Annotated in this window: 16 protein-coding genes; 6 read left to right on the top strand and 10 right to left on the bottom strand. The window is 59.7% G+C overall.

Annotated elements, in window-relative coordinates; all coding sequences use genetic code 11:
* Positions 1-43: 43 nt before the first annotated feature.
* From HB860_RS13720 to HB860_RS13705, 4 genes are all read right to left on the bottom strand, one after another.
* On the bottom strand, positions 44-1,120 hold the full coding sequence (locus HB860_RS13720) for an OmpA family protein (protein WP_247627014.1): 1,077 nt from the start codon (positions 1,118-1,120) through the stop codon (positions 44-46).
* Positions 1,121-1,339: 219 nt separating this feature from the next.
* Positions 1,340-2,341: a porin OmpA gene (gene ompA / locus HB860_RS13715; RefSeq protein ID WP_139438212.1), complete on the bottom strand. Its 1,002-nt coding sequence runs from the start codon at positions 2,339-2,341 to the stop codon at positions 1,340-1,342.
* Between the two features lie 417 nt (positions 2,342-2,758).
* On the bottom strand, positions 2,759-3,778 hold the full coding sequence (gene ompA / locus HB860_RS13710) for a porin OmpA (protein WP_041206213.1): 1,020 nt from the start codon (positions 3,776-3,778) through the stop codon (positions 2,759-2,761).
* A 308-nt stretch (positions 3,779-4,086) separates the two neighbouring features.
* Positions 4,087-4,680 carry a hypothetical protein gene (locus tag HB860_RS13705; RefSeq protein WP_247627013.1) on the bottom strand — a complete coding sequence of 198 codons (594 nt, stop codon included), beginning with the start codon at positions 4,678-4,680 and terminating at the stop codon, positions 4,087-4,089.
* A 258-nt stretch (positions 4,681-4,938) separates the two neighbouring features.
* Between HB860_RS13705 and HB860_RS13700 the strand changes: the two genes are divergently transcribed.
* Positions 4,939-5,205, top strand: coding sequence for a helix-turn-helix domain-containing protein (locus HB860_RS13700; RefSeq protein WP_005298604.1), 267 nt, complete (start codon positions 4,939-4,941; stop codon positions 5,203-5,205).
* A gap of 195 nt (positions 5,206-5,400) precedes the next feature.
* Positions 5,401-6,762, top strand: a complete 1,362-nt coding sequence (locus HB860_RS13695; protein WP_139438216.1) for a sodium-dependent transporter — start codon at positions 5,401-5,403, stop codon at positions 6,760-6,762.
* A gap of 69 nt (positions 6,763-6,831) precedes the next feature.
* Here HB860_RS13695 and HB860_RS13690 read toward each other — a convergent pair whose 3' ends face one another.
* Both HB860_RS13690 and HB860_RS13685 read right to left on the bottom strand, forming a co-directional pair.
* Positions 6,832-7,695, bottom strand: coding sequence for a patatin-like phospholipase family protein (locus tag HB860_RS13690; protein WP_139438218.1), 864 nt, complete (start codon positions 7,693-7,695; stop codon positions 6,832-6,834).
* A 33-nt stretch (positions 7,696-7,728) separates the two neighbouring features.
* Positions 7,729-9,288 carry a sensor domain-containing diguanylate cyclase gene (locus tag HB860_RS13685; RefSeq protein WP_247627012.1) on the bottom strand — a complete coding sequence of 520 codons (1,560 nt, stop codon included), beginning with the start codon at positions 9,286-9,288 and terminating at the stop codon, positions 7,729-7,731.
* A gap of 212 nt (positions 9,289-9,500) precedes the next feature.
* On the opposite strand from HB860_RS13685, the gene HB860_RS13680 reads away from it, so the two are divergent.
* From HB860_RS13680 to HB860_RS13665, 4 genes are all read left to right on the top strand, one after another.
* Positions 9,501-10,553, top strand: a complete 1,053-nt coding sequence (locus HB860_RS13680) for an efflux RND transporter periplasmic adaptor subunit (protein WP_162852240.1) — start codon at positions 9,501-9,503, stop codon at positions 10,551-10,553.
* On the top strand, positions 10,553-13,690 hold the full coding sequence (locus HB860_RS13675) for an efflux RND transporter permease subunit (protein WP_247627011.1): 3,138 nt from the start codon (positions 10,553-10,555) through the stop codon (positions 13,688-13,690). Before HB860_RS13680 ends, HB860_RS13675 begins: the two co-directional genes overlap by 1 nt.
* A gap of 95 nt (positions 13,691-13,785) precedes the next feature.
* Positions 13,786-14,157 carry a hypothetical protein gene (locus HB860_RS13670; RefSeq protein ID WP_139438225.1) on the top strand — a complete coding sequence of 124 codons (372 nt, stop codon included), beginning with the start codon at positions 13,786-13,788 and terminating at the stop codon, positions 14,155-14,157.
* Between the two features lie 101 nt (positions 14,158-14,258).
* A complete protein-coding gene (locus HB860_RS13665) occupies positions 14,259-16,676 on the top strand; it encodes a YgiQ family radical SAM protein (protein ID WP_247627010.1) in 2,418 nt (805 codons plus the stop codon).
* A gap of 62 nt (positions 16,677-16,738) precedes the next feature.
* Here the strand turns inward: HB860_RS13665 and HB860_RS13660 are convergent, their stop codons facing one another.
* From HB860_RS13660 to HB860_RS13645, 4 genes are all read right to left on the bottom strand, one after another.
* On the bottom strand, positions 16,739-17,467 hold the full coding sequence (locus HB860_RS13660) for a hypothetical protein (RefSeq protein WP_247627009.1): 729 nt from the start codon (positions 17,465-17,467) through the stop codon (positions 16,739-16,741).
* Between the two features lie 1,282 nt (positions 17,468-18,749).
* Positions 18,750-19,583, bottom strand: coding sequence for a hypothetical protein (locus tag HB860_RS13655; protein ID WP_247627008.1), 834 nt, complete (start codon positions 19,581-19,583; stop codon positions 18,750-18,752).
* A gap of 2 nt (positions 19,584-19,585) precedes the next feature.
* Positions 19,586-21,181, bottom strand: a complete 1,596-nt coding sequence (locus HB860_RS13650; RefSeq protein ID WP_247627007.1) for a hypothetical protein — start codon at positions 21,179-21,181, stop codon at positions 19,586-19,588.
* Between the two features lie 17 nt (positions 21,182-21,198).
* Positions 21,199-22,755 carry an OmpA family protein gene (locus HB860_RS13645; protein WP_247627006.1) on the bottom strand — a complete coding sequence of 519 codons (1,557 nt, stop codon included), beginning with the start codon at positions 22,753-22,755 and terminating at the stop codon, positions 21,199-21,201.
* Positions 22,756-23,410: the final 655 nt, after the last annotated feature.

Here is a 23,410-nt window from a genome sequence, read left to right as displayed (position 1 = left end):
GCAAGCATCCCTTTTTTTGTGCACGGCAGAGGCGGATGAGGGGTTATTGTGCCGGTTGCTCGGCAGCAGGTTCGGCCGCGGGCTCGGTGGCCGCTGGTGCGGCGGCCTGCACGCCGGTCACCCGGATCTCGACCCGGCGATCCGGGGCCAGGCAGTCGATGAGGGCGGCTCTCGCCTTGACGTCATCGCACTGGGTACCGGTGACCGGATTGCTCTCGCCATTGCCCTGGATGCTCACCTTGTCGGCGGGCAGCCCCTTGCCGATGAGGAAGTTGGCGACCGTGCTGGCGCGGGCCTCCGATAGGGCCTGATTGTTGGCATCCGAGCCGATGCGGTCGGTATAGCCCATCACCAGGGCGTTGCCATCCTTGGGCTTGACGTCGACTATCTGCTGGTAGAGATCGTCCAGGGCGGCCATGCCTTCCGGCTTGAGCTCGGCCTTGCCGAAGGCAAACAGCACGTCAGAGCTCAGGTTGAAGGTCTGATCCACCGGCTCGGGAGGCGGCGGCGGGGTCACCACCAGGGGGGCGGCCACCGGCACTGCGGCCACGGTGCGGTTGGGGTGCAGCACCAGCTCCAGGGTGGCGGTGCTGATGTCGCTGACCCAGCGCTGGGTGCCGCTGCCCAGCTTGTCGTTGTCAGGATCGTCCCCGACCCGCACCAGGTAGCGGTAGCGCGCCTGGATGTCGACCCAGTCGGTGAGCCTGGCGGTCAGCCCCAGACCCGCCAGCGGGGCCAGGTTGTCATCGCCGCCGTTGACGGAGTCGACGTGGTAGAGATAGCCGCCACCTTCGGCGAACACCGAGAAGATGTCGCCAAGGGGCAGTCTGCCTATCACCGACAGGGTGGCACCCTGGCTGTTGAAGTCGTTGCCGGCGATGTCCCAGTCACCGGTCGACAGATAGCCGAGCTCGGCGCCCAGGTTTTCGGTGAAGTTGTAACCGACAAAGGCATCGATGGCGGTGGCGTCCTTGTCGACCCCCTGGCTGAAATCATTGATGTCGTGGGCGATGGCCCAGCCTCCCCCTGCCCCTATATACCAGTCGTGCATAGGCGCCGCCTGGGCGGCACTCGTCGCCAATGCCAATGCAATCCACACGGGTTTCAGTCTTATGTTCATCGCGTATCCTCGTCGATGTTGGGTGTTATAGGGCTCCCAGCCCTTTGTTATGTATAGCCACCATTATGTATAGGCGATATAAGAGGTTTAACCACTTAAGTGGCGCATCTATATGGAAAATTTGTGAGGAAGCAGGCAAGTGTGGCGCCTTGGGCAGGCGTGGAGGACAACAAAAAAAGGGGCCGTACGGCCCCTTTTTTTCAGGTGCGGATTGACCGCTTACTGCTGGACTTCCTGCACGCCGGTGACGCGCACTTCGACGCGGCGATCCGGTGCCAGGCAGGCGATCAGCTGGTTCTTGCCCTTGACGCCGTCACACTGGGTGCCGGTGACCGGGTTCGCTTCGCCACGGCCTTCGATGGCGACCTTGCCTGCCGGCAGACCCTTGCCGACCAGGAAGTCGGCCACGGTGCGGGCACGGGCTTCGGACAGCTTCTGGTTGTAGGCGTCGGAACCGATACGGTCGGTGTAACCGACTACCACGGCGCTGCCATCTTTCGGCTGAACGTCAACGATCTGCTGATACAGGGTGTTGAGGGCGGCAGTCCCTTCCGGCTTCAGGGTGGATTTGCCGAAGGCAAACAGCACGTCAGAGCTCAGGGAGAAGTTCTTGTCGACCATGACGGGCTCGGGAACCGGCTCGGGAGCCGGTGCGGCCACTGGGGCTACATAGGCCTTGCGGTTCGGGTGCATCACCAGTTCCACGGTGGCGACGCTCATGTCGGTCTTCCAGGTCTTCTGCTCGTCACCCAGATCCCAGATGTAGCGGTAGCGGGCCTGCAGATCGAGCAGATCGGAGACCTTGGCGGTCAGACCCAGGCCGGCCAGGGGCGAGGTGCCGTTGTCGCTCTCGCCATTGCCGTTGACATGGTTGAAGTAGGCACCGCCTTCGGCGAACACGGAGAAGATGTCACCCAGCGGCAGACGGCCAAGGGCGGACAGGGTCGCACCTTGGGTCTTGAAGTCGACGCCATCGACGCCACCCTTGCCTGCGTAGAGGTAACCGAGCTCGGCCGCGTAGTAATCGTTGAAGTTGTAACCGCCGAACAGGGAGATCGCGGTGGCGTCCTTGTCAGCATCCAGACCGAAGGAGTCCAGGTCATGGCCATAAGCCCAACCTGCACCCATACCCGTGTACCAGTCATCAGCCGCCTGGGCGGTGGAAGTTCCCATGGCTGCAATAGCCAGAGCAATCAGGGTTGGAGCCACTTTCATTTTCATCATTTTATCCTCGTTGAGTTGCCGTGCTATGGGCGTACTGCGCACTCTTTGTTATACCGATCGCAGATGACACTTCATGTTGTCATGTTGCGATTCCGTGATCTCGTCACGGACGGCTTGAATAAAAAATGGATGGTAACCTGGATTCTCATGAAGCTGTTTCTCCATGGACAACTAACCGGGCAATGGGGACTTTTAATAGTTCATCCAATGTCTTACAAGCGTTGCTACTGTATTCTTTTGAATCGGCTTGATCAAGTTTCTGGTCAGATATGCAGCGCTGGCACGACGGGGCGCGGCCTGATCAGAGAGGGGGCGGGGAGAGTGTGATGAGACAGAGGGTGACGTTTGAGGCGACAGACATGCAAAAGGGGATGCCGTGGCATCCCCTTTTCGCGTTATCTGAGCGGAGTCAGATTACTGCTGAACTTCCTGTACGCCGGATACGCGTACTTCTACGCGACGGTCCGGGGCCAGGCAGGAGATCAGCTGAGCCTTGGCGGTTACGCCGTTGCACTTGGTGCCGGTAACCGGGTTGGCTTCGCCACGACCTTCGATGGCAACCTTGCTGGCAGCCATACCCTTGCTGACCAGGAAGTTGGCAACGGTGCGGGCACGGGCTTCAGACAGCTTCTGGTTGTAAGCGTCGGAACCGATACGGTCGGTGTAGCCAACAACAACGGCGTTGCCGTCTTTCGGCTGGAACTCGACGATCTGCTGGTACAGAGCGTTCAGGGCTTCCACGCCTTCGGCCTTCAGGCTGTCTTTGCCAAAGGCAAACAGCACGTCGGAGTTCAGGGCGAAGTTCTTTTCAACGATCTGCGGAGCAGGAGCCGGCGCTTCTTCAACAACAGGAGCCGGAGCCGGCGCTACGTAGGAAGTACGGAACGGGTGGTAAACGGCTTCCAGGGTCGCAACGCTCTGGTTGGACTTGTAGCGTACGTTGTCGGCGTGCAGGTCAGCCACGTCCCACATGTAGCGGTAACGAGCTTGCAGATCCAGCGCGTCGTTGACCTTGTAGGTCACACCGGCACCGGCCAGCGGGGATACCTTGGTATCGCTGGTGCCCATACCGTCGGTGTGGCCCCAGTAGGCGCCAGCTTCACCGAACAGGGAGAAGTCGTTGCCCAGCGGCAGACGAGCGATACCGGACAGGGTGGCACCCTGGCTCTCGTAACGGTTGCCATCGGTGTTGCCACGGCCGGTGTACTGGTAGCCCAGTTCGGAACCGAAGTACTCGTTGAAGTTGTAACCAACGAAGGCATTGGCAGCAGCCGCGTCTTCTTCACCAGTGTTCACGCCTTCGATCTTGTTCAGACCGTTGAAGTGAGTTGCACCGACACCGGCACCGAAGTAGATATCATCAGCGGCGTGTGCAGCAGTTGCACCCATGGCAGCCATGGCGATGGCGATCAGGGAAGGAGCCATTTTCATCATAAAATTAATCCTCGTTGAGATGGCACGTTGTTCACGTGCTTCGCACTTTGTAATTTATGTAAGCTGCTGGCTCTGCCGGGCAACAAGGGTTGCGCCGAGCAGGGATCCTAGATCCATCCAGGAGGCACGTTATCTGGGTGCACAGGTGGGCGAGTTGCACTATCGAGAGCGCATACTTCGCCACGAACAGCCGATGTCATTCCGATGACGTGGCGCACTTTATGCTCATTTCAAAACATGATCAAGCTCACAGATAATCTGTGGGGCAGATTGTGTCGTATGGATAACTGGCTGTTTATCTGGATTTATTAGTGATCCAAGTAGGCGCGATGCAGCTTTCGCTCAAGCTTCATATAGGCCTCAACCCAAGCGTGCTGCGGGGTGGCGATAGCGTCCCTGGCCGCAAACACCGCGAGATAGTCGGCCTCGGTTGCTTCGCACAGCAAGGGTGTGAAGCCGAGTAAAAAATGGCGGGCGAGATAGGGGTCCAGGGGCCAGATATTGAGGATGGCCCTGGCCACCGGCTGAATCGCGGCTGAACAGATGAAATGTTGATGGCCGGCTTCAAGCCACTGGGCCATCTCCTGCAGGCCCTGCTCGGGCACCAGCCCACCATCCCCTTTTTCCGTCGCCAGTGTCATGCGGTTACCATTGCCGAGCAGCAGGCTGCCATCTGGCTGCAGGACGCCGTCGTGGCTGCGCAGGGGCAGGGGGGCGGCCTGCTCGAGATAGAGGCTGCACTTGTCCGGAAGGGAAGCCAGTACGGATGCGGCCTCGCTCTGCATGGCGGCGGGCAGCCAGAGAGCCTCGGCCCGGGTTTGCTGACTCTGACGGAGCTGGCGGGGGAGGGAATCGGGGTCTGAATCCGGGTGAAGTCGGGAGATGATGCCGGGAAATGCCATGCTGAATACTCTCTAAGGGATAACCGGCGAATTATACGAGTTATGGCCGTGGCAACAATAAAGGTTTCTCTTCGAGACTGTTTACCTGAGGCGACTCTGCGATTACCATCCCCGAGGTTTGTTAGGGTTGTCGTCGAAAGACGCTTATTAAAGATAGAGGCTCGACCATAACGAGTCCGTTCAAAACTGATACACTTGACTACGAGTCGTCGCGAAAAATAAAGGTGGAGTGAATCCGCCGAACGGAGTATGGAACACATGAATTCAAATATCGTAACTGTTGGCAAGAAGATCCGTCAGATCCGCGAAGCGGTTGGCCTGAGCCGTCCCAAGTTTGCCGATCTGCTGGGCGTCCCCCCGACTACCCTGAAGAACTATGAACTGGGTTACCGTGAAGTTGGAGGCGCCTTCCTGGTCGCCCTGGCTCATCACCCGGAACTGCACAAGTTCACCCTCTGGCTGCTGGCCGACAAGAAAGTCGCCGAAATCGGTCAGATCGGTCCGGACGATATTGCCAAGGCTTGATTGCCTGAGCCTTGATAAAAATGCCGCCCGCGAGGCGGCATTTTTTATTTGTCAAAACAGGCATTTATTTAAATACAGAGTGCGTTGTGTGCTTCATGTGGCGATTTCAACTAAATCACCTTGGCAAGCTGGATTAATCCCCGGAAAATTCCGACCCTTTAATTTCAGGCCCCTGATCCACAAAGCGAGACACGCATGAGCAATACCCTTCCCAAAGCCAGAGATGGCTTTACCAGCACCTTCGGCGTGCTTGCCGCGACCCTGGGCTCGGCGGTCGGCCTTGGCAACATCTGGAAGTTTCCCTATCTGACCGGGGAAAATGGGGGCGCCGGTTTTCTGCTGGTCTATGTCATCGCCACCCTGCTGGTGGGGCTGCCGGTGATGATCTCGGAGATCATGCTGGGGCGTCAGGCGAAATCCGATGCGGTGAGCGGGCTCATCAAGCTGGCGCCCAAGGGACAACCCTGGTGGCTGATCGCGGCCATGGGGGTGAGCGCGGCCTTCCTCATCATGTCGTTTTACTCCGAAGTGGCGGCCTGGGTGTTTGCCTACATCTTCAAGGCGGCCAGCGGCGAGATCCTCTCGACCGATCCCGCCGTCACGGGGGCGGCCTTCAATTCGCTCATCACGGATCCCTTGCAGAGCCTGCTGTGGCAGTGGCTGGTGCTGGCGCTGATGGGAGGCATATTGCTGATGGGGGTGTCGAAGGGGATAGAGGCCGTCACCAAGCGGCTGATGCCGGTGCTCTTCATCCTGCTGCTGGTGATCGGCATTCGCAGTCTGACCCTGCCCGGGGCGAGCGAGGGGCTGAATTTCCTGTTCTCCCCCGATTTTTCCAAGGTCACCGCCGGCGTGGTGTTGACTGCCATGGGGCTGGCCTTCTTCAAGCTCTCCATCGGCATGGGCTGCATGATGACCTATGGCAGCTACTTTCGGGACGATCAGCACATACCGCTCACCACGGTCCGGGTGATGTGCGCCGATCTGTTCGTCTCCATGCTGGCGGGGATCGCCATCTTCCCGGCGGTGTTTGCCTTCGGCTTCGAGCCGACCGCCGGCCCCTCCCTGCTGTTCATCACCATTCCGGCGGTGTTTGCCAGCATACCGTTCGGCCACCTCTTCATGGTGCTCTTCTTCGTGCTCTCCGCCATCGCGGCCACGGGGGCCATGCTCTCCATTCTGGAAGTGCCGGTCTCGGTGCTCTCCGAGCGTTTCCACATGAGCCGAAGAAGGGCGACCCTGATCAACCTGCTGGTGCTGGGGGCGGTCGGATCGACCTGTGCGCTCTCCAACAGCACGCTGGCGGACGTGCAGATAGCCGGCAAGACCTTCTTCGATCTGTTCGACTTCGTCTCTTCCAATGTGCTGATGCCCCTTGGCGGCATCTTCCTCTGCCTGTTCGTGGGCTGGGTCTGGGGCTTCGAGCGGATGAAGGCGGCGCTGACCAATGGGGGCGAGCTGGAGCTGGCCATCCTCAAGCCGCTGTTCTTCATCATCCGCTACGTGTCGCCGCCGCTCATCCTGATCGTCATGCTCAAGGGGCTGGGGCTGTTCTGACCTCACGGTCCGGACAGAAAAAGAGCGCCTGATGGCGCTCTTTTTCATTGGGGTGTCCCGATGGTGCCCTCATATCAGGCCGAGTCGGGAGAGCTCCTCCTTGAGCTGGTCCAGGTTGCGCTCGACGCAAGCCTCCCCCTCGTTGATGGCATCGCTGGCACGGTGGAAGTCCATGATGGAGAGGCTGCCAAGGCGCGGACAGAGCTGGATCTCGGGGGGATCCCCGGCCATGCGGGCGCGGGTGATCCGCTCCTGCATGATGTTGATGGAGCCCGTCATCACCCCCCACATGCCGGGAGTGCTGGGTTCTCCCCGGCCCAGCCACTGGCTGAAGATCCCTCCCGGGGCGGGCTCGTCCGGCTCGTCGGTCCAGGGCTGATGCAGGTCGGTGTTGAGGTTGACGGCGATCACCACCTCGGCCCCCATGGCCCGGGCCAGGGAGATGGGCACAGGGTTGACCACGGCGCCATCCACCAGCCAGCGATCATCAACCCGGGTCGGGGTCAGAATGCCGGGCATGCCGCAGGAGGCGCGCACGCACTGGCGCAGTGGCCCCTCTTGCAGCCAGATCTCGCGGCCGGTATCGAGCTCGGTGGCGACGCAGGCGAAGGGCAGCGGCAGGCTCTCGATGGCGGGATCCCCCAGGTGGCTGGCGGCGATGCCAAACACCTTGTCACCGCGGAACAGGCCGCCGGAGAGGGCGGGATCGAGCAACCCCATCACCTGCAAGCGGCTGAAGCCGCGCACCCAGGACTCCAGCTTGTCCAGCTCGCCGGCGGCATAGGCGGCACCGACGAAACTGCCGATGGAGCAGCCGGCCACCAGATCCGGTTTGACTCCGAGGCGCTCCAGCGCCCGTATGATGCCGATGTGCGCCCATCCGCGGGCGGCGCCGCTGCCAAGGGCCAGGCCAAGGCGGGGTTTTCGTGCCACTGTGCGTCTCCTGTTGTGAGTTGGGGTTCCAGCTTACTCCTGCTTCTCCTGTGCGTCACCCTGCCAGCCTTCGCTGCGGTTGCGGCCATTGGCCTTGGCCCGATAGAGGGCGAGATCGGCACGGCGGATGACCTCCTGCAGACGAACGCCGGGGCCCTGGCGGCAATGGCCCAGGCTGACGGTCACCCTCAGCTCGGGGGCTATCTCGGCCCAGTCGTGTTCCGCAATGCGTAGCCGCAATTGTTCGGCAAGCTGAGCCAGGGGGAGATCCCTGTCTGCGACCAGCAGCAGAAACTCCTCGCCGCCCCAGCGGACCAGGATGCTGCCTCTCCCCAGCAAGGGTCGGCATATCCGCACCAGCTGGATCAGTACCTGATCGCCCACCCCGTGACCGAAGCGATCGTTGACCAGCTTGAAGTGATCGCAGTCGAACATGATGGCGCCGATATGGGTGGTGCCAGCCAGGGCGTGCCGTTGCTCGAAGGCGTTGAAATGGTGGCGATTGAAGGCGCCGGTGAGGGCATCGTGACGGGACAGGTAGTTCAGCTGCCGGTTCAGCAACCGGGCTCTGAGGCTGGAGATGGCGGCCACCACCAGGCAGAGCAGGGTGAGCAGCGCCGTGGCGGACTGCCAGATCAGTGTCTGCAGCAAGGGCAATAGAGGAATACGGTGGATCAGGGTCAGCGGGGTGCCGGGAATGGCATGGGTGAGCTGGAAGGCTCCCTGTTGCCAGTGATAGCCATCCTGCGCCTCGTCAGGGGTCAGGGGCGGCGCCGTGCCCGGCTGGCTGCGAGCCAGGATCTGCCTGTGCTGGTTGACCAGAAACAGGGTACCCGCCTGGGGGGCGGGTTGACGCAGATGCTGCTCGAGGCGACCGAGCAGGATGTCGATGCTGATCACCCCGACCAGGGTCTGTGCCTTTGTAATGGGTTGGGACAGGGTGATCATTTGCCCCTGTCCGGCGAGATCCTGATAGGGGCGTGACAGGGTGGCGTTCCGGGTGTGGGATTGCTGTGCCAGGGCGTCTTGCCAGAAGGACTTCTGATAGATGGCTGGATCGAAACGAAACTGGCTCGAGGGCACCCAGGGATAGAGGTAGATAAAATGATCTACCCCGGTGAAATAGATCCAGGCTGCCTCCTTGCCCAGTATCTTGCTGGTGGTCGAGAGCAGGGGAGAGAGGCTGAGCGCCAGATGAAATCTGTCTTCTCGCTCGCTGCCTGGGGCCGGCAGCGGGCCCTGACCGGTCAGATTGCCAGTGAGGCCGGCAGGCAGATCGGCAGGCACCTTGTCCAGCGTGATCCCGAGCGCAGGCGTGACCTGCAGAGCCCGGTAGAGCTGGTGGGTCAGGGGGGACTGGGAATGGCTGCGCAGGCGTTCCTCGGCTTGACCACGCATGGCTTCAAGAAAGGTCTCCATCTGCTGGAACTGGGATCCCAACCGGGCCGCCGTGTGGATGGTGTCGCGTCGATTCAGGTCGGTGATCTGGGTGAAGGTGTGTTGCAGCGAGAGCGCCAGCAGGAGTGTCACCAAGACCAGCACCAGCCATTGCAGACGGCGATACCTGGCGAGGGGATGAGGCAGTTTGGACATGGGCAGACCGGGACCATGAGTGATATCGGTGCATCAGTTTAGGGCAGAAACGTCTCAGCGTCCCCGTCAGTGGCGAGTTTGATGATCTATCCCATGGGCTGTTACGTTTTGTCACATTTATACATAGTCACGGCATAGTCAGGGGGTAACATGGTGCCATCATTGATGAAGTTCCCTCTTCTTCTTATCTCTTACCTTGCATGGATTGTTTGATGAAAATGCGCGTATGGCTGTGGCTTGTTCCTCTTCTCCTGCTGCTGGGGGCCGGCACCTGGGCTCTCCGGCAGGCCAAACCGGTCAGCAAGCCCGAGCCCAGACAGGTCAACATCAGGGCGGAAACGGTCAGGCAGAGCCTGGCGGAGCCTTCCATCAAGCTGGTCAGCAAGCTGGCGGCCAATCGCTCCGTGGTGGTCAGCCCCGAGGTCACGGGACGCATCGTCAGGATTGCGGTGCGCTCCGGTCAGCGGGTCAAGCAGGGGGAGACCCTGATCGCCCTGGATGCGGGCAAGCAGCAGGCCGAACTCGCCGAGCAGAGCGCCAGCGTGCGCGACGAGAGCCGCAAGCTGCGGGACATGCGCCGACTGGTGGCGCGCGGTGCCATCACCACCTCTGAGCTGGAAGGGCAGGAGGCGACCGTGGCCCAGGCCCAGGCCCGGGTCGACGCGGCGCGCTATGAGCTGTCATTGCGTACCCTGGCGGCCCCCTTCGACGGCACCGTCAGCCTGATCGATCTCAGCGAAGGGGCCCTGGTCAACAGCGGCGACGTGCTGCTCCACCTGGACGAGCTGGCCAGATTGCGGCTCGATCTGGCGGTGCCGGAGCGCTACCTCTCCCTCCTCAAACCCGGCATGACGGTGACGGCCACCAGCTCGGCCTGGCCGGATCAATCCTTCTCCGGCGTGCTGGAAACCCTCGACAGCCGCGTTTCCAACGATACCCAGAACATCAAGGCGCGGGTCATCCTTCCCAACCCGGACGGCCAGCTGAGGCCCGGCATGCTGATGAATGTAGATCTCTCTCTGCCCGCCCAGAAGATGACCCTGATCCCCGCCCAGTCGGTGGAGTATGCGGGGGAGCTTCGCTTCGTCTACCGCCTGGAGGCGGACGGCCGGGTGAAACGCATTCCGGTGGAGCTTGGCGATACCCATGGCGAGGAAGTGTGGGTCATCAAGGGGCTGAACGTCGGCGATCGCATCGCGGTGGAGGGGCTGGTCAACCTGCGTGACGGTGCCCTGGTCCGCGACCTGACCGAGGTAAAAGGCTGATGTGGCTCTCCGATATCTCAGTGCGCCGCCCCCTGGTGGCGGTGGTCATCAGTGCCCTGCTCACCGTATTCGGCCTGGTGGCCTTCGCCAAGCTGACGGTGCGGGAGATGCCGGACGTGCAGACGCCGTCCGTCTCCATCACCACCACCTATGAGGGGGCGGCCCCCGAGGTGATGGAGAGTCAGGTCACCAAGCCCATCGAGGATCAGCTCTCCGGCATCAGCGGCATCAAGAACATCAACTCGGTGACCCGCAAGGGACGATCCTCCATCACGGTGGAGTTCAAGCTCGGCTGGAACATGCTGGAGGGGACCTCGGATGTGCGTGACGCCATCTCCCGGGCCAGACCCAAGCTGCCGGACGAGGCGGACGAGCCCATGGTGACCAAGGACAACGGCAACGGTGACGTGGCGATCTGGCTCAACTTCAGCAGCACCCAGATGGACCGCACCGCCATGACCGACTACGCCAATCGCATGCTGGTGGATCCCTTGAGCCTGGTGGACGGGGTGAGCGAGGTGCAACTCTCCGGCGATCTGACCCAGGTGATGTATGTGAGGCTGCGCCCCGCCGACATGGCGGCCCGCGGCATCACGGTGGCCGACGTGCAGGATGCCCTCAAGCGGGAGAACATAGAGCTGCCCGGGGGGGAGATCCGCAACAACAGCATGACAATGGCGGTGCAGATCGCCCGCCTCTACCACAGCGCCGAGGATTTTCGCGCCCTGCCGGTCAAGACGGCCGTCAATGGCCAGAGCATCTACCTGGCGGACATCGCCGACGTGGAGGTGGGGGCCAAGAACGAAGACAGCGCCTATCAGCGCAACGGCCGCGAGAGCCTGGGGATAGGCATAGTCGCGCAATCCACCGCCAACCCCCTGGCGGTGGCCCAGGGCATAGAGCGCAAGATGACAGAGATGCAGCGCTTCCTGCCGGAAGGCGCCACCCTGGAGGTGGACTACGACTCCACCGTCTTCATCAAGCAGGCCATCGACGAGGTGTACGAGACGCTGGCCATCAGCGCCGTGCTGGTGGTGGCCGTGCTCTACCTCTTCCTCGGGCAGGGGCGCACCACGCTCATTCCTGCCATCACGGTGCCGGTGTCGCTCATTTCGGCCTTCATCGGCGCCTGGTATCTCGGTTTCTCCATCAACCTCATCACCCTGCTGGCGCTCATTCTCGCCATCGGCCTGGTGGTGGACGACGCAATCGTGGTGGTGGAGAACATCCACCACCACCTGCAGCGAGGGGAATCCCCCCTGATGGCGGCCTGGCACGGCACCCGGGAGGTGGGCTTTGCCGTGGTGGCCACCACGGCCGTGCTGGTGATGGTGTTCGTGCCCATCGCCTTCATGGAGGGCATGGTGGGGCGGCTCTTTACCGAGTTTGCGATCCTGCTATCGCTCGCGGTGCTCTTCTCCTCCCTGGTGGCGCTCACCCTGACCCCGGCCATGGGCTCCTGGCTGATGCGTACAGTCGACAAGCCCAATGCCATGACGGCGGCGCTGGATCGGGGACTCGGCCGGGTGGAGGTACTCTATCGCCGCCTGCTGGGCGCCGTGCTGCGCCGATCCGTCTGGATGCCGCTGGTGCTGCTGCTCTGCCTCGGCGGCATCGGCGCCCTGTTTGGCAAGTTGCCCGCGAGCCTGACTCCCACCGAAGATCGGGGTGTCATCTATGTGTTCGTGAAAGGGGCCGAAGGCACCAGCATAGAGCGGATGAAGCGCAACATGCAGCAGGTGGAGGCCGCCATCATGCCGCTGCTCGGCAAGGGGGTGGTGCAGGCCATGAGTTTCAGCACCCCGGCCTTCGGGCGCGGCGGCGATCAGACCGGCATGGTCATCATCCAGCTCACCGACTGGGCGGTGCGGGACGAGACCGCCACCGAGTTTGGCCGCAGCTTGAGCGGGCGGCTGGCCGGCATTCCGGATGTGATGATCCGCACCTTCCAGCCCGGATTCAGGGGCGGCTCCACCGCCGCCGTGCAGTTCGTGCTGCAGGGCTCCGACTATGGGGAGCTCTATCAGCAGGGGCTGGCGCTGCAACAGGCCGCCGGCCAGAGCGGGCTGATGCTGACCCCGGATCTCGACTACGCCGAGAAGACCCCTGAGCTGCAGGTGACCATAGAGCGGGAGCGGGCCAGCCAGCTCGGCATTCCTGTCTCCACCGTGGCCAGCTCGCTTCAGGCCCTGCTCGGCGGCGTCAGCCAGACCACCTATGTGGACAGGGGGGAGGAGTATGACGTCTACCTGAGGGCCAACCAGACCCAGTTCAACGGCATCTCGGACGTCAGCCGTATCTATCTCAAGGCCGCCAATGGCGAGATGGTGAGCCTCTCCACCCTGGCCACCGTCACCCAGGTGGCGAGCCCGCAGCGGCTCAACCACTACCAGCGCCAGAAGGCCATTGCCCTCACCGCGGACGTGGCCCCAGGCCACACCCTGGGGGAGGCGCTCGACTTCCTCGATGGCTGGGCAGGGGAGCATCTGCCGAGCGGCATGACGGTGGATTACGCCGGTGAGTCCAAGGATTATCGCGACAATCAGGGGGAGATGGTGATGGTGTTCGGCCTCGCCCTGCTGGTGGTCTATCTGGTGCTGGTGGCCCAGTTCGAGAGCCTGCTGACCCCGACCGTGGTGATGGTGACAGTGCCACTCGGCATCTTCGGCGGCCTGCTCGGCCTCTGGCTGACGGGGCAAGAGCTCAGCATCTACAGCCAGATAGGGATGATCATGCTGATCGGCATGGTGACCAAGAACGGCATCCTCATCGTGGAGTTCATCAACCAGCTGCGCCAGCGGGGGGAATCCTTCGAGGAGGCCATCATAGCCGCCTCGGTGCGCCGTCTGCGGCCCATCCTGATGACCTCCCTGACCGCCATCATAGGCGCCGTGCCGCTGATGGTCTCCATGGGGGCGGGGTATGAGAGCCGGATGGCTGTGGGCACCGTGGTCTTCTTCGGGCTCTCCTTGGCAACCCTGGTCACCCTGCTGATAGTGCCCGCCATCTATCACCTGATCGCCAGACGGGCGGGGATGACGGGGGCGCGGGATCGGCTGGTGGACGAGGCGCTGGCCGAGGGGAACCCCCCGGGTGTAGAGACAGCCCCCGAGAGCCGGGACAAGCCGGCGGCCTGATCCGTCCCCCCATCCGGGGGGCGGGATGCAAAAGAGGATGGCAGCCGAGGCCGGGCTGGTTAGCATATGACCAGTTCCTACAGGGGTCATCTTCCATGCTGCCATCCGCTATCTACGAGCCGCTGCCTTTCCTCTATCTGGGCAGCGGCTTGCTGCTGTTGAGCCTTGCCGGGCAGCCTGCGTTGCTGCTGGCCGGGCTGGCCCTCTATCTGGCCGGTTCGCTCGTCTGGTTCAGGCGCAGTGCCCATCGCAGGCCAGACAAGTCGCGCCAGACGCGGCGACAGGCCTGGCCGCACTGGCTCTACGAGAGCCGCCCCTTCGCCCTCATCCTGCTGGGGGTGCTGATGCTGCGCCTCGCCACTCACCCCGTCTTCCTGGCGCCAGCCTGCATCTGGTGCCTGCTCGGCGGCTATCAGTTGCTGCTGCGCCACCACCACAGGTTCATGCCGGCCCGCTTCTCTCTCTGAGGGCGGTCTCTTCTCCCCTTGTTCTATGGGGGCAAAAAGCCATCGCCCCCGCTCTGCTCTGCCGGTATAATGCGCGACCCGAATTGTTCCAGGTGTTCAAAATGCAGCCGGTTACCCCTCTCTTCTCCTATCCCCGCTACTGGGCCGAGTGCTACGGCACGGCGCCCTTCCTGCCCATGTCCAGAGCGGAGATGGACAAGCTCGGCTGGGACAGCTGCGACATAGTGCTGGTCACCGGCGACGCCTACGTGGATCACCCGAGCTTCGGCATGGCGGTCATCGGCCGCATGCTGGAGTCCCAGGGCTTTCGGGTCGGCATCATCGCCCAGCCAGACTGGTCATCCAAGGATGACTTCATGCGCCTGGGCAAGCCGAACCTCTTCTACGGGGTGACCGCGGGCAACATGGACTCCATGATCAACCGCTACACCTCCGACAAGAAGCTGCGCCACGATGACGCCTACACCCCGGGCGACGTGGGCGGCAAGCGGCCGGACAGAGCCACTCTGGTCTATACCCAGCGCTGCAAGGAGGCCTATAAAGAGGTGCCTGTGGTCATCGGCGGCATAGAGGCGTCGCTTCGCCGTATCGCCCACTACGACTACTGGTCCGAGACCATACGCCGCTCCATCCTGCTGGACGCCAAGGCCGACATCCTCATCTACGGCAACGCCGAGCGGCCGCTTATCGAGGTGGCGCACCGCATCGCGGGTGGCGAGACCATGGAGACCATGCAGGACATTCGCGGCACCGCCGTCATCCGCCGTGAGCCGCTGCCGGGCTGGCGCGGGGTGGATTCGAGCAAGCTCGACCAGATTGGCCGCATCGATCCCATCATGAACCCCTATATGGAAGGGGCGCCTTGCTCGGACGATGAAGGCACGGCGCCGGTGGAGCAGGAGGCCAAGCCCATCCTGGTGCAGCCGCCCAAGCAGAAACCCTGGGAGAAGACTTACGTCAAGCTGCCGGCGTTCGAGCGGGTGAAGGAAGACAAGGTGCTCTACGCCCATGCGTCCCGCATCCTGCATCACGAGACCAACCCCGGCTGCGCCCGTGCGCTCTCCCAGGCCCACGGCGATCGCATCATCTGGGTCAACCCGCCCGCCTTCCCGCTGGAAACCGACGAGATGGACGGCGTGTTCGGCCTGCCCTATCAGCGGGTGCCGCACCCGGCCTATGGCAACGAGAAGATCCCGGCCTACGAGATGATCAAGACCTCGGTCAACATCATGCGCGGCTGCTTCGGCGGCTGCTCCTTCTGCTCCATCACAGAGCACGAGGGGCGCATCATCCAGAGCCGCTCGGAAGAGTCGATCATCAAGGAAATCGAAGAGATCCGCGACAAGGTGCCGGGCTTTACCGGCGTCATCTCGGATCTGGGCGGTCCCACCGCCAACATGTACCGCTTACGCTGCAAGAGCCCCAAGGCCGAGCAGACCTGTCGCCGTGCCTCCTGCGTCTGGCCCACCATCTGCCCGCACATGGACACCGACCACAGCCCGACCATCAACCTCTACCGCAAGGCGCGGGATGTGAAGGGGATCAAGAAGATACTGATCGCCTCCGGGGTGCGCTACGACATCGCGGTGGAAGATCCGCGCTACATCAAGGAGCTGGCCAAGTACCACGTCGGCGGCTACCTCAAGATCGCGCCCGAGCACACCGAGGAGGGCCCCCTCTCCAAGATGATGAAGCCGGGCATGGGCAGCTACTACAGCTTCAAGGAGCTGTTCGACAAGTATTCCAAGGAGGCGGGCAAGCAGCAGTACCTGATCCCCTACTTCATCTCGGCCCACCCGGGGACGACCGACGAAGATATGGTGAATATGGCGCTCTGGGTCAAGACCAACCGCTTCAAGCTCGATCAGGTGCAGAACTTCTACCCGTCGCCGCTGGCCAACGCCACCACCATGTATTACACCGAGAAAAACCCCCTCAACAAGGTGAGTCGCCAGGGCGGGGACGTGTTCGTGGTGAAGGGGGAGCGTCGCCGTCGCCTGCACAAGGCGCTGCTGCGCTACCACGATCCGGCCGGCTGGCCCATGATCCGCGAAGCCCTGCTGGAGATGGGCAAGGGCCACCTGATCGGCAACGGCCCCGACTGCCTGGTGCCGCCGGAAGGGCGCGGCGAGGCCAAGGCCGAGCGCAGCCGCAACAAGGGCTTGAAACCCGCCTTGACCCGCCACAGTGCCATCACCCATCAGCGCAACAACGGGGCCGGCAACAAGGCCGCCCGCAGCGAGGCTGGTACAGCCAATGCCCCGGCAGCCAGCAGAAATGGCGGCAAGGCGGGCAATGGCAAGCCGGTGGGTTCCCAGCTGCAGAAAGGGGCGGCTAATGGCAAACCGGCCGCACAGGGCGAAGGCAAGAGTGCTGGTCAGAGCAAACCGGCCGGCAAACCCGCCCACAAGGGGAAAACCCCGACCCGCGCTGGCTCTGCCAAGCCGGGCGCCAAACCCGCCGCTCAGGGCGGCAAGCCTGCAGCCAAAGGGAGTGGTGCCAAGCGACCGGCTCGGTGAGTTTTCCTGACTGTAAAGCGATAGAAATGAAAAAGGCGACCGAATGGTCGCCTTTTTTAGTTTTATTTATTTAATACTTCTGTATGTATTAGTTTTATATAGGATGGCTCTTTACCTGCTTGTAAGATGGCAATCGGTCCAGAAAATGCCAATGTATTCAAAACTAGTTTGTGGAATAAATTCAAGCAAGATGAAACTTTTTCATGCTCTAGCCTTTCATTAGCTAGATTATTTTCTCTAACCTTGGGGTGAGCACTTTCATTACGAAGTTCTTGCCATAACCTTTTATCCTCCTTCGTAATTACACCTTGAACAATCAATTTTTCTAAAGCTGTAGCCGCTGTAATGGCTTTCCAGTAGCTCACGTTGCTCAGAAGCCTGCCACGTTGGATTTCGGTCAAATGGAGAGTTTTAATCTGCTGCTTTATTTCTGCTATTTCATAAGCTAACTCTACATTTTCCTCGCTAGTCTTGAATGCCGGAATGTAAATATCGTTTAAAAGCCCTTCGATAGCTACCGACAAAGTAAGCATCATAATGCTATTTTTTGATTGAAATGAGAACCACACTCTCTCCCACTGTGAGTAAATACTTTCAAAATGCTTATGATTATTTTTATGTAGATATAATATTTGGTTGAAAAGCATATAATGATAAATAGAGTTTTCACCAACAACATTCGCTACCATCGGGCTAGAAGCGCGTTGGTGCTTTTGGGTGTTATCTACACTGGATATAGTTTCTTGTTTATTTGTTCCCTCGCGTTTTTGTATATAAACAAACTGAGGCATAGATGCGCTTGAAAACCCGATATAAAATTTCAAACACAACAGTAGTACTTCAGGTTCAAAGGATCCAGTAACACAGAACTTCTGTGTAACCAGCCTTTTTAACCATTGATATTGAGTAACCTTCCATATCTAGTACTGTCTGGTTCCAACTGTGTGACTCACTGCCTAGACTAGACACCACGGAATTAGATTTGTTTGCTGGTATGTTGAAATTTTCTGAGAATTCAAAGTACAAGTAGTTATTGTCTGCTGGCTCACATGGTTCAGTAGTGGAATAGGAATAAATAAATGATAAAAAGATGTAGTGATGAGCTGGTGGATGTGATGAGTTAAAATTTACTTGAATTGAAAAACCATCTGATTCATAGATGAATCCACCTATTGTCTGAGCGCGAAGATATAGCGTTTGCCCATTATCTAATGGATCTTTAGGCAGCTTTTCATTAAAAATGCATTTGGTATATTCTCACTTATAGTGCAAATGAACTCCATGTAGATTGTTCCGACACTGTTGATTTTAATAGTGCCGTGCCCCGACATTTTTAATCCATTCTCTATTCGCTGAAATATTTCTACTTGGACACAATGTAGAACCAATTCACCATTACGAAGTTTTTCAATTTCATTGCCTATTGTCATAAAAATACCAACCACTCGATCATTTTGAAAATGCCAGCAGCAAAGAATAATAAGGAAAAAACAGGGGGGCATCCTTTGACATCGAAGATGTTGAACTTCGAAAGCTCAGAAGAAATCTGGAAGTAAGAAAATCTAGTAAGAAAATCTAGGACACCCATCTTTCTGTATGGGGCGTAACGCCACCAAATCCCAGGCTACCGCCCATGGATTACAGCTTCCAATATGCTCCATTGACCAGCGAGGGCAGTGACCCATCGCAGCTCAACAGGTTCTGGATGGCTATGGTAGGCCAAACGAAGCTGGGCCAGCGAGCACAAAACGGAGGTAACCATCAGAAAATCATCGTTTTTTGAACTGCGTCATCAATATGCTTAAACCGGTGCGATAAAGGCGGGCAAGCTGGTGTGGTTGGCTATCGTATTTGGCCTATGGGGAAGGGGGTGGATGACGACGTCCCTTGCGGATCTTTTCCGAGAGCCGACAAATGCGGGATACCCACCTCTTGCTCACATGATCAAACCTGATGCCAGGCGGCTGGCGCGCCGATATCCCTGATTGGGCAGCGATGGAAATAACAAGGGCGACCAGTTGGTCGCCCTTGTGTCATAGGATGGGAGCCGCGAGGCTCACCTTGAATGTCCTCTTATTGCAGATCCGTGCTCAGGCTGGGGGCACCGAAGTTCACCAGACTGGCATGGGAGTGCTCGAAGTACTGTGACCAGAAGTCACCGAGGGCATCCATGGTCTTGCCGGAACGATAGGCGTGTTTCACCGCGTCGGTCACCAGTCCGGCCCCCGTGACATAGACGCGAGCGCCTTGCAGATCGGCAAACAGCCCCTTGCTCTTGGCCTGCTTGAGCTCGTCACCGACATTGAGCTGCTTGATCTTGTTGGTGGCATAGAAGCTGGTGTAATCGGAGTGTTCCAGCATGTCCGAAATAAGGAACACGACCCGATCGTTGACGCCTTGCTCGGCCTTCATATCCTCGCCCACCTTTCGCAGCGAGTTCATGATCTCGCTCTTGGGGATGTCTTGGCGGGCATCACGCAGTGCTTTCACGAACTGTTTGCCAAAGCCGTTACGAAAGACTTTCGTCTGTGTCGCCAGGCAGGTGTCCAGACTGCGCAATTTGCGCATGTTGACATCGTCCCGGATCTCTCCGTTCAGCGGCATATCCAGTTGCCCCGCGTAGGCCAGGCGAAGGTATTCGCCTGGCAGGAAGGCGGAGAAGGTATAGAGCTTGACGCGATCACCGGCCTGCACGAACCGTTCGATCTGCCCCCAGCTGCTGCGTTGCAGATCCTCGGGCATCGGAATGGTCTGGTCGATGATGACCACCAGCTCGCGGCCCGTGCCCGCGGGCTTGATGTCGGTCAGGCCATTGCGCTCATAGCAGCTCTGTATGTCGTTACGGTCGGCGGCCAATGCTGCGCAAGGCAGCGCCAACGCCAGTAGTAATACCTGGGTGATCTTCACGGTTAGACACTCTGCTTGGTGGGGAAGAGGCCCAGGGTCTTGAGGGCCATCTGCTGTTCACGGATATCGCGCAACTGCGCTTCGTCCACCCCCAGTGCGCGGCTGGCCGCGGCCAGGCTCTCTTCGGGCAGGCCAGTGACATCATGGAAATCGGCGGCCTTGACGACAGTGCCGGCCTGGCCGGTGGCATCTGTGGTGGGCGGGAGCGCCGTCTCTGCCTGAGCAACGGCTGGTTGCACGGCAGGCGTCGGCTCGACTTGCGCAGTCTGTGCTGCCTGAGGCGTAGCCTGAGGGGTGGGCTTGGGTGGCACAGTGTCCGCCTTGTACTCGATAAAGGCCAGGAAGTTACGATGGGCGGACTTTTCCCCTTCCAGCGCACCCAGCACACCTGAGTTGGTGTGGTCACGGCTCGACAGCAGGGTCTGCAAGCGGCGGAGCTTGTCATCGGCATGACTGGCAATGGCGGTGCGTTGCTGGTCCATGGCGTCCAGCATCTCCTCGGCGGTCGCGTATTCGTGAGTCAGACGCCAGGCAGTCTGTGAGTGAGTACCGGCAAAGTAGTATTTGCTGGCAAGCCAGATGCTGATCCCCTGGATGGCGATGTAGATGAGCGACAGCATGACGTAGGTGGTCAGGCTGGCCTCACGGATGGCCTGCATCTTGTCATCGATGGTGGCCTCTTCCGCCTCGCTGTTGATTGCCTGGGACTCCTCCGGCAGATCAAAGGGGGACGCCATGCTGCTGTCGCTCTGTGCCGTCGCCTCTGCGCGCATGCTGTTCACCATCTCGGTCTCTATGCTGTCGAGGGTGGCTGAACGGACCACGAAGGCACCAACGGCCATGCAGCTGACAAATACAGCGCAGACAATCAGCCAGACAAACTTGCGGGTAACCCCCGAGTTCACATCTTTCAGCCGTGCCAGCAGCTGTTCATAGTCGGGTTTGTCAGAGTCCGAGAAGGAGTCTTCCAGATTGATGGCCTTGTTTGCCTTGAGGGTACGAGAGCGTTTGGAAGGCTCTTCCCCTTGCCACCAGTGGCGGGCGCGGGCGATCAGGCTGTTGTGATGCAGGGAGTGACCGGCCACTTCGGCGAAGAACGCCGAGGCGACTGCGAGCAGCAGTGCCGTACCTGCCGTCAGCAGATGGCGGTCATTGGTTGACGCATCCATGTTCATCCAGCCTGCGAGCACGTAGGCAAACCCCATTGCCTCGACCAGCACCAGCACCAGCACCAGGGCAAGTACCCACGCCGGACGCGGGGAGCGACCTGCCTCTCCTGCCTTGGCCAGGTAGTCGAGGGAGGCATTGTAGGCATCCGGCCCTTTCAGGTGTTTCTTGTACTCGCGGTAGTACACATTCGACAGGGTGACTTCATGGTTGATCCAGCCATCACCATCGACCGAGGCGGGCTTGCGCGCGAGGCGAGCCACAGTGCCAATCAGAGGCAGGCTGTGCCATACCCGGATCAGGAAGTAGGAGACATTCTCCCAATGCCGCCACACCACAACGGCGCTGATGAGGAATGAAATAATGCCAACGGTCAGCATCTGGTTGGCGAGGATCAGCGCTTTGAGCGCTGCTAAAGAAAAGTCTTCCACTAAGTTTCTCCGTTTTCTTATTTGGAATGGGTGGCGGGAATGGGCATGTAGGAAGCCACATAAGCCTCGGAACCTGCCGGATAGAACAGAGCTCCCTGGCTGACCTTGGCGTTGCCTTTACTGAACACGAGATCCATGCAGGAGACGGGCGCCTTGGGATCGCTGGTGAAGACGCGGTAAAGCACTTCACTCTCGCCCTCGTAGGTGTTGGCCACCGCCTTGAGGGTTTGGGCCTTCTTCTTGCTTGAGGATTGGTATCCCTGAACAACTTGCAGGATCGGCTGGCGATCGACCTTGGCGCTATCCCGCAGGATGGAAACCGGAGAGACGGTCACCAGGTGGCCGTTGACGGTATTGGCCCAGACGCGATTGTTGTAGCCGGGCATGTACTCCTTGGTGGCATGGCGTGCGAGGGGCTTGTCGTCTGCCATGCTCAGCACCTGGCCCGCACTGCGCGGCTTATCCGCCTCACAGCTCGACATCGGCATGTCGCTCGCGTAGGCGCTGCTGATCAGCGCAAAGCCGCTCGCCTTGGGCTTGATGTTCTGGGCCATGTTCCACTGATAGGTGTCGGCAGGCTTGCCGCCGAAATCCACCGCAGCCTTGGCGTTGGGCGAAGTCTTGACTGTGTTGGTGTCAGGTACGCTCTGTTTGGCCGTGGCTTGACGAGGGGTAGTTTTCGACGTGGCAGCCACCTTGCTTGCACTGCTTGCGGACTGCGCGGCTGGTGTGGCCGCAGCCACACGAGGCTTGGCTGCATCGGAAGTGCCATAACGCAGATATCTGGTGTTGCCCTCTTCGGACTGGGCCCGCATCACCAGAGCCTGCTCGTTCGCGAGTTCAACGATCTCGACCCGGCGATTCTGACCGCGCAGCAAGGGGTCACTGTTGTCTGCGATGGGGCGCGAAGAGCCCGCTCCTTGGTAATAAATGGAAGTGGCCGGGATCCCCGCTTTTACCAGAACCTTGCCGACAGCCCTTGCCCGTTGCTCGGAGAGTTTCAGGTTGAATTCTGCAGGGCCGGTCGCATCGCTATGACCTACCAGGAGAATGCGGCGCTCTTGACGCTCAGTGGATGCCTCGGCTTGGGTGGCGGCAGGGGGATTGGCATACACCTGAGCCAGTTTGGTCACCACCCGTTGACCGCTTTCCGTCAGTTGGTCAGAACCAATGGCGAACATGCCCGAATCGGGTATCTGGGCAACCAGACCCGCATTCTGAGGCACATTGGTCGCAACCGCGGGCTCGGCAAGGGTCAGCTGCTCGGTGGTGATCTTGAGATTCTCTTCCTTCGCGATACGGTCAAGCTCTTGCAGCCGGGATTGCCACACATAGCCTGCTGCACAGCCCAATACGCCGCCAATGGCTAGCCCTGCGACGGCCCCTTTTTCCCCGTTAAGAGCGTAACCCGCTGCCCCACCTGCGATCATGCCTGCGCCACAGAGCACGGGCATACCATAATCTTTGCCGATGTCATTGACCGTCGATTTGAAACTCTGCATCTGCTGAGAGCTGCAACCAACGGCAGCAATCAATACACAGCTGAGGGGCGCAAGACGAAACGATTTATCCATAGCTATTCCTTGCCATTCTTATTTAATGCCGAGATTCAGGCATGCAAAAAAATGCGCAGAGAAAGTGATCTCTCAATACGCGGTAAAATAATCGACGATTATTGACATGAAAGGCATTAGTGGTGAGTTTTTTGAATATCAACCACGATGCTCTAATTCTCGTAAATAACGGCTTCCTGTTTGCCCTATTTGTCAGCTGAGGCAATCGCCCAGGCCGTTGAATAGGTATCGAGTGGCAATGATAAGCCAAACGAGGCTGATCAAGCGAGCGTAAAAGTGATGCAACCATCAGAAAAACATCGTTTTTTAAATTATGTTACCAAGCTGTTTCTTTCTCGGTGATAACGGGAGGCGAGTGGTTGTCAGGCTGCCTCCGAGGGGGAGATCTGCCGTTGTGCCGTATTGGATCGCGGCATGGCAAGACGGGGAAGGGGCGATGGCATCTGGCGTCATTATCGCGATGCGTCGGCGAAAAAATATGCATCAACAGGATAAAACATGGCATTGATCGCAGTTGGTGAATTAATTATCGAGAAGGGATGTCGAACCGTGGCGGCGTTGATATCTTGTGCTGCCGGATAATATCGATAAAGGGAGCGGCTGTATGTTTTCCTCTCTTGTAAATCCTTCACGAACACTTCAGCAGGCTTATCTG

This window comes from Aeromonas genomosp. paramedia, assembly GCF_023093515.1.
Taxonomy (GTDB): Bacteria; Pseudomonadota; Gammaproteobacteria; order Enterobacterales; family Aeromonadaceae; genus Aeromonas.
This window is presented reverse-complemented; position numbering and strand designations above follow the sequence as displayed.

Bases quoted from the DNA above. Each gene is read 5' to 3' on its own strand.
- HB860_RS13665 (WP_247627010.1), top strand. From the start codon at position 14,259: ATGCAGCCGGTTACCCCTCTCTTCTCCTATCCCCGCTACTGGGCCGAG.
- HB860_RS13645 (WP_247627006.1), bottom strand. From the start codon at position 22,755: ATGGATAAATCGTTTCGTCTTGCGCCCCTCAGCTGTGTATTGATTGCT.
- HB860_RS13675 (WP_247627011.1), top strand. From the start codon at position 10,553: ATGTGGCTCTCCGATATCTCAGTGCGCCGCCCCCTGGTGGCGGTGGTC.
- HB860_RS13720 (WP_247627014.1), bottom strand. From the start codon at position 1,120: ATGAACATAAGACTGAAACCCGTGTGGATTGCATTGGCATTGGCGACG.
- HB860_RS13680 (WP_162852240.1), top strand. From the start codon at position 9,501: ATGAAAATGCGCGTATGGCTGTGGCTTGTTCCTCTTCTCCTGCTGCTG.
- HB860_RS13695 (WP_139438216.1), top strand. From the start codon at position 5,401: ATGAGCAATACCCTTCCCAAAGCCAGAGATGGCTTTACCAGCACCTTC.
- HB860_RS13685 (WP_247627012.1), bottom strand. From the start codon at position 9,288: ATGTCCAAACTGCCTCATCCCCTCGCCAGGTATCGCCGTCTGCAATGG.
- ompA (WP_139438212.1), bottom strand. From the start codon at position 2,341: ATGAAAATGAAAGTGGCTCCAACCCTGATTGCTCTGGCTATTGCAGCC.
- HB860_RS13700 (WP_005298604.1), top strand. From the start codon at position 4,939: ATGAATTCAAATATCGTAACTGTTGGCAAGAAGATCCGTCAGATCCGC.
- ompA (WP_041206213.1), bottom strand. From the start codon at position 3,778: ATGATGAAAATGGCTCCTTCCCTGATCGCCATCGCCATGGCTGCCATG.
- HB860_RS13660 (WP_247627009.1), bottom strand. From the start codon at position 17,467: ATGCCTCAGTTTGTTTATATACAAAAACGCGAGGGAACAAATAAACAA.
- HB860_RS13705 (WP_247627013.1), bottom strand. From the start codon at position 4,680: ATGGCATTTCCCGGCATCATCTCCCGACTTCACCCGGATTCAGACCCC.
- HB860_RS13670 (WP_139438225.1), top strand. From the start codon at position 13,786: ATGCTGCCATCCGCTATCTACGAGCCGCTGCCTTTCCTCTATCTGGGC.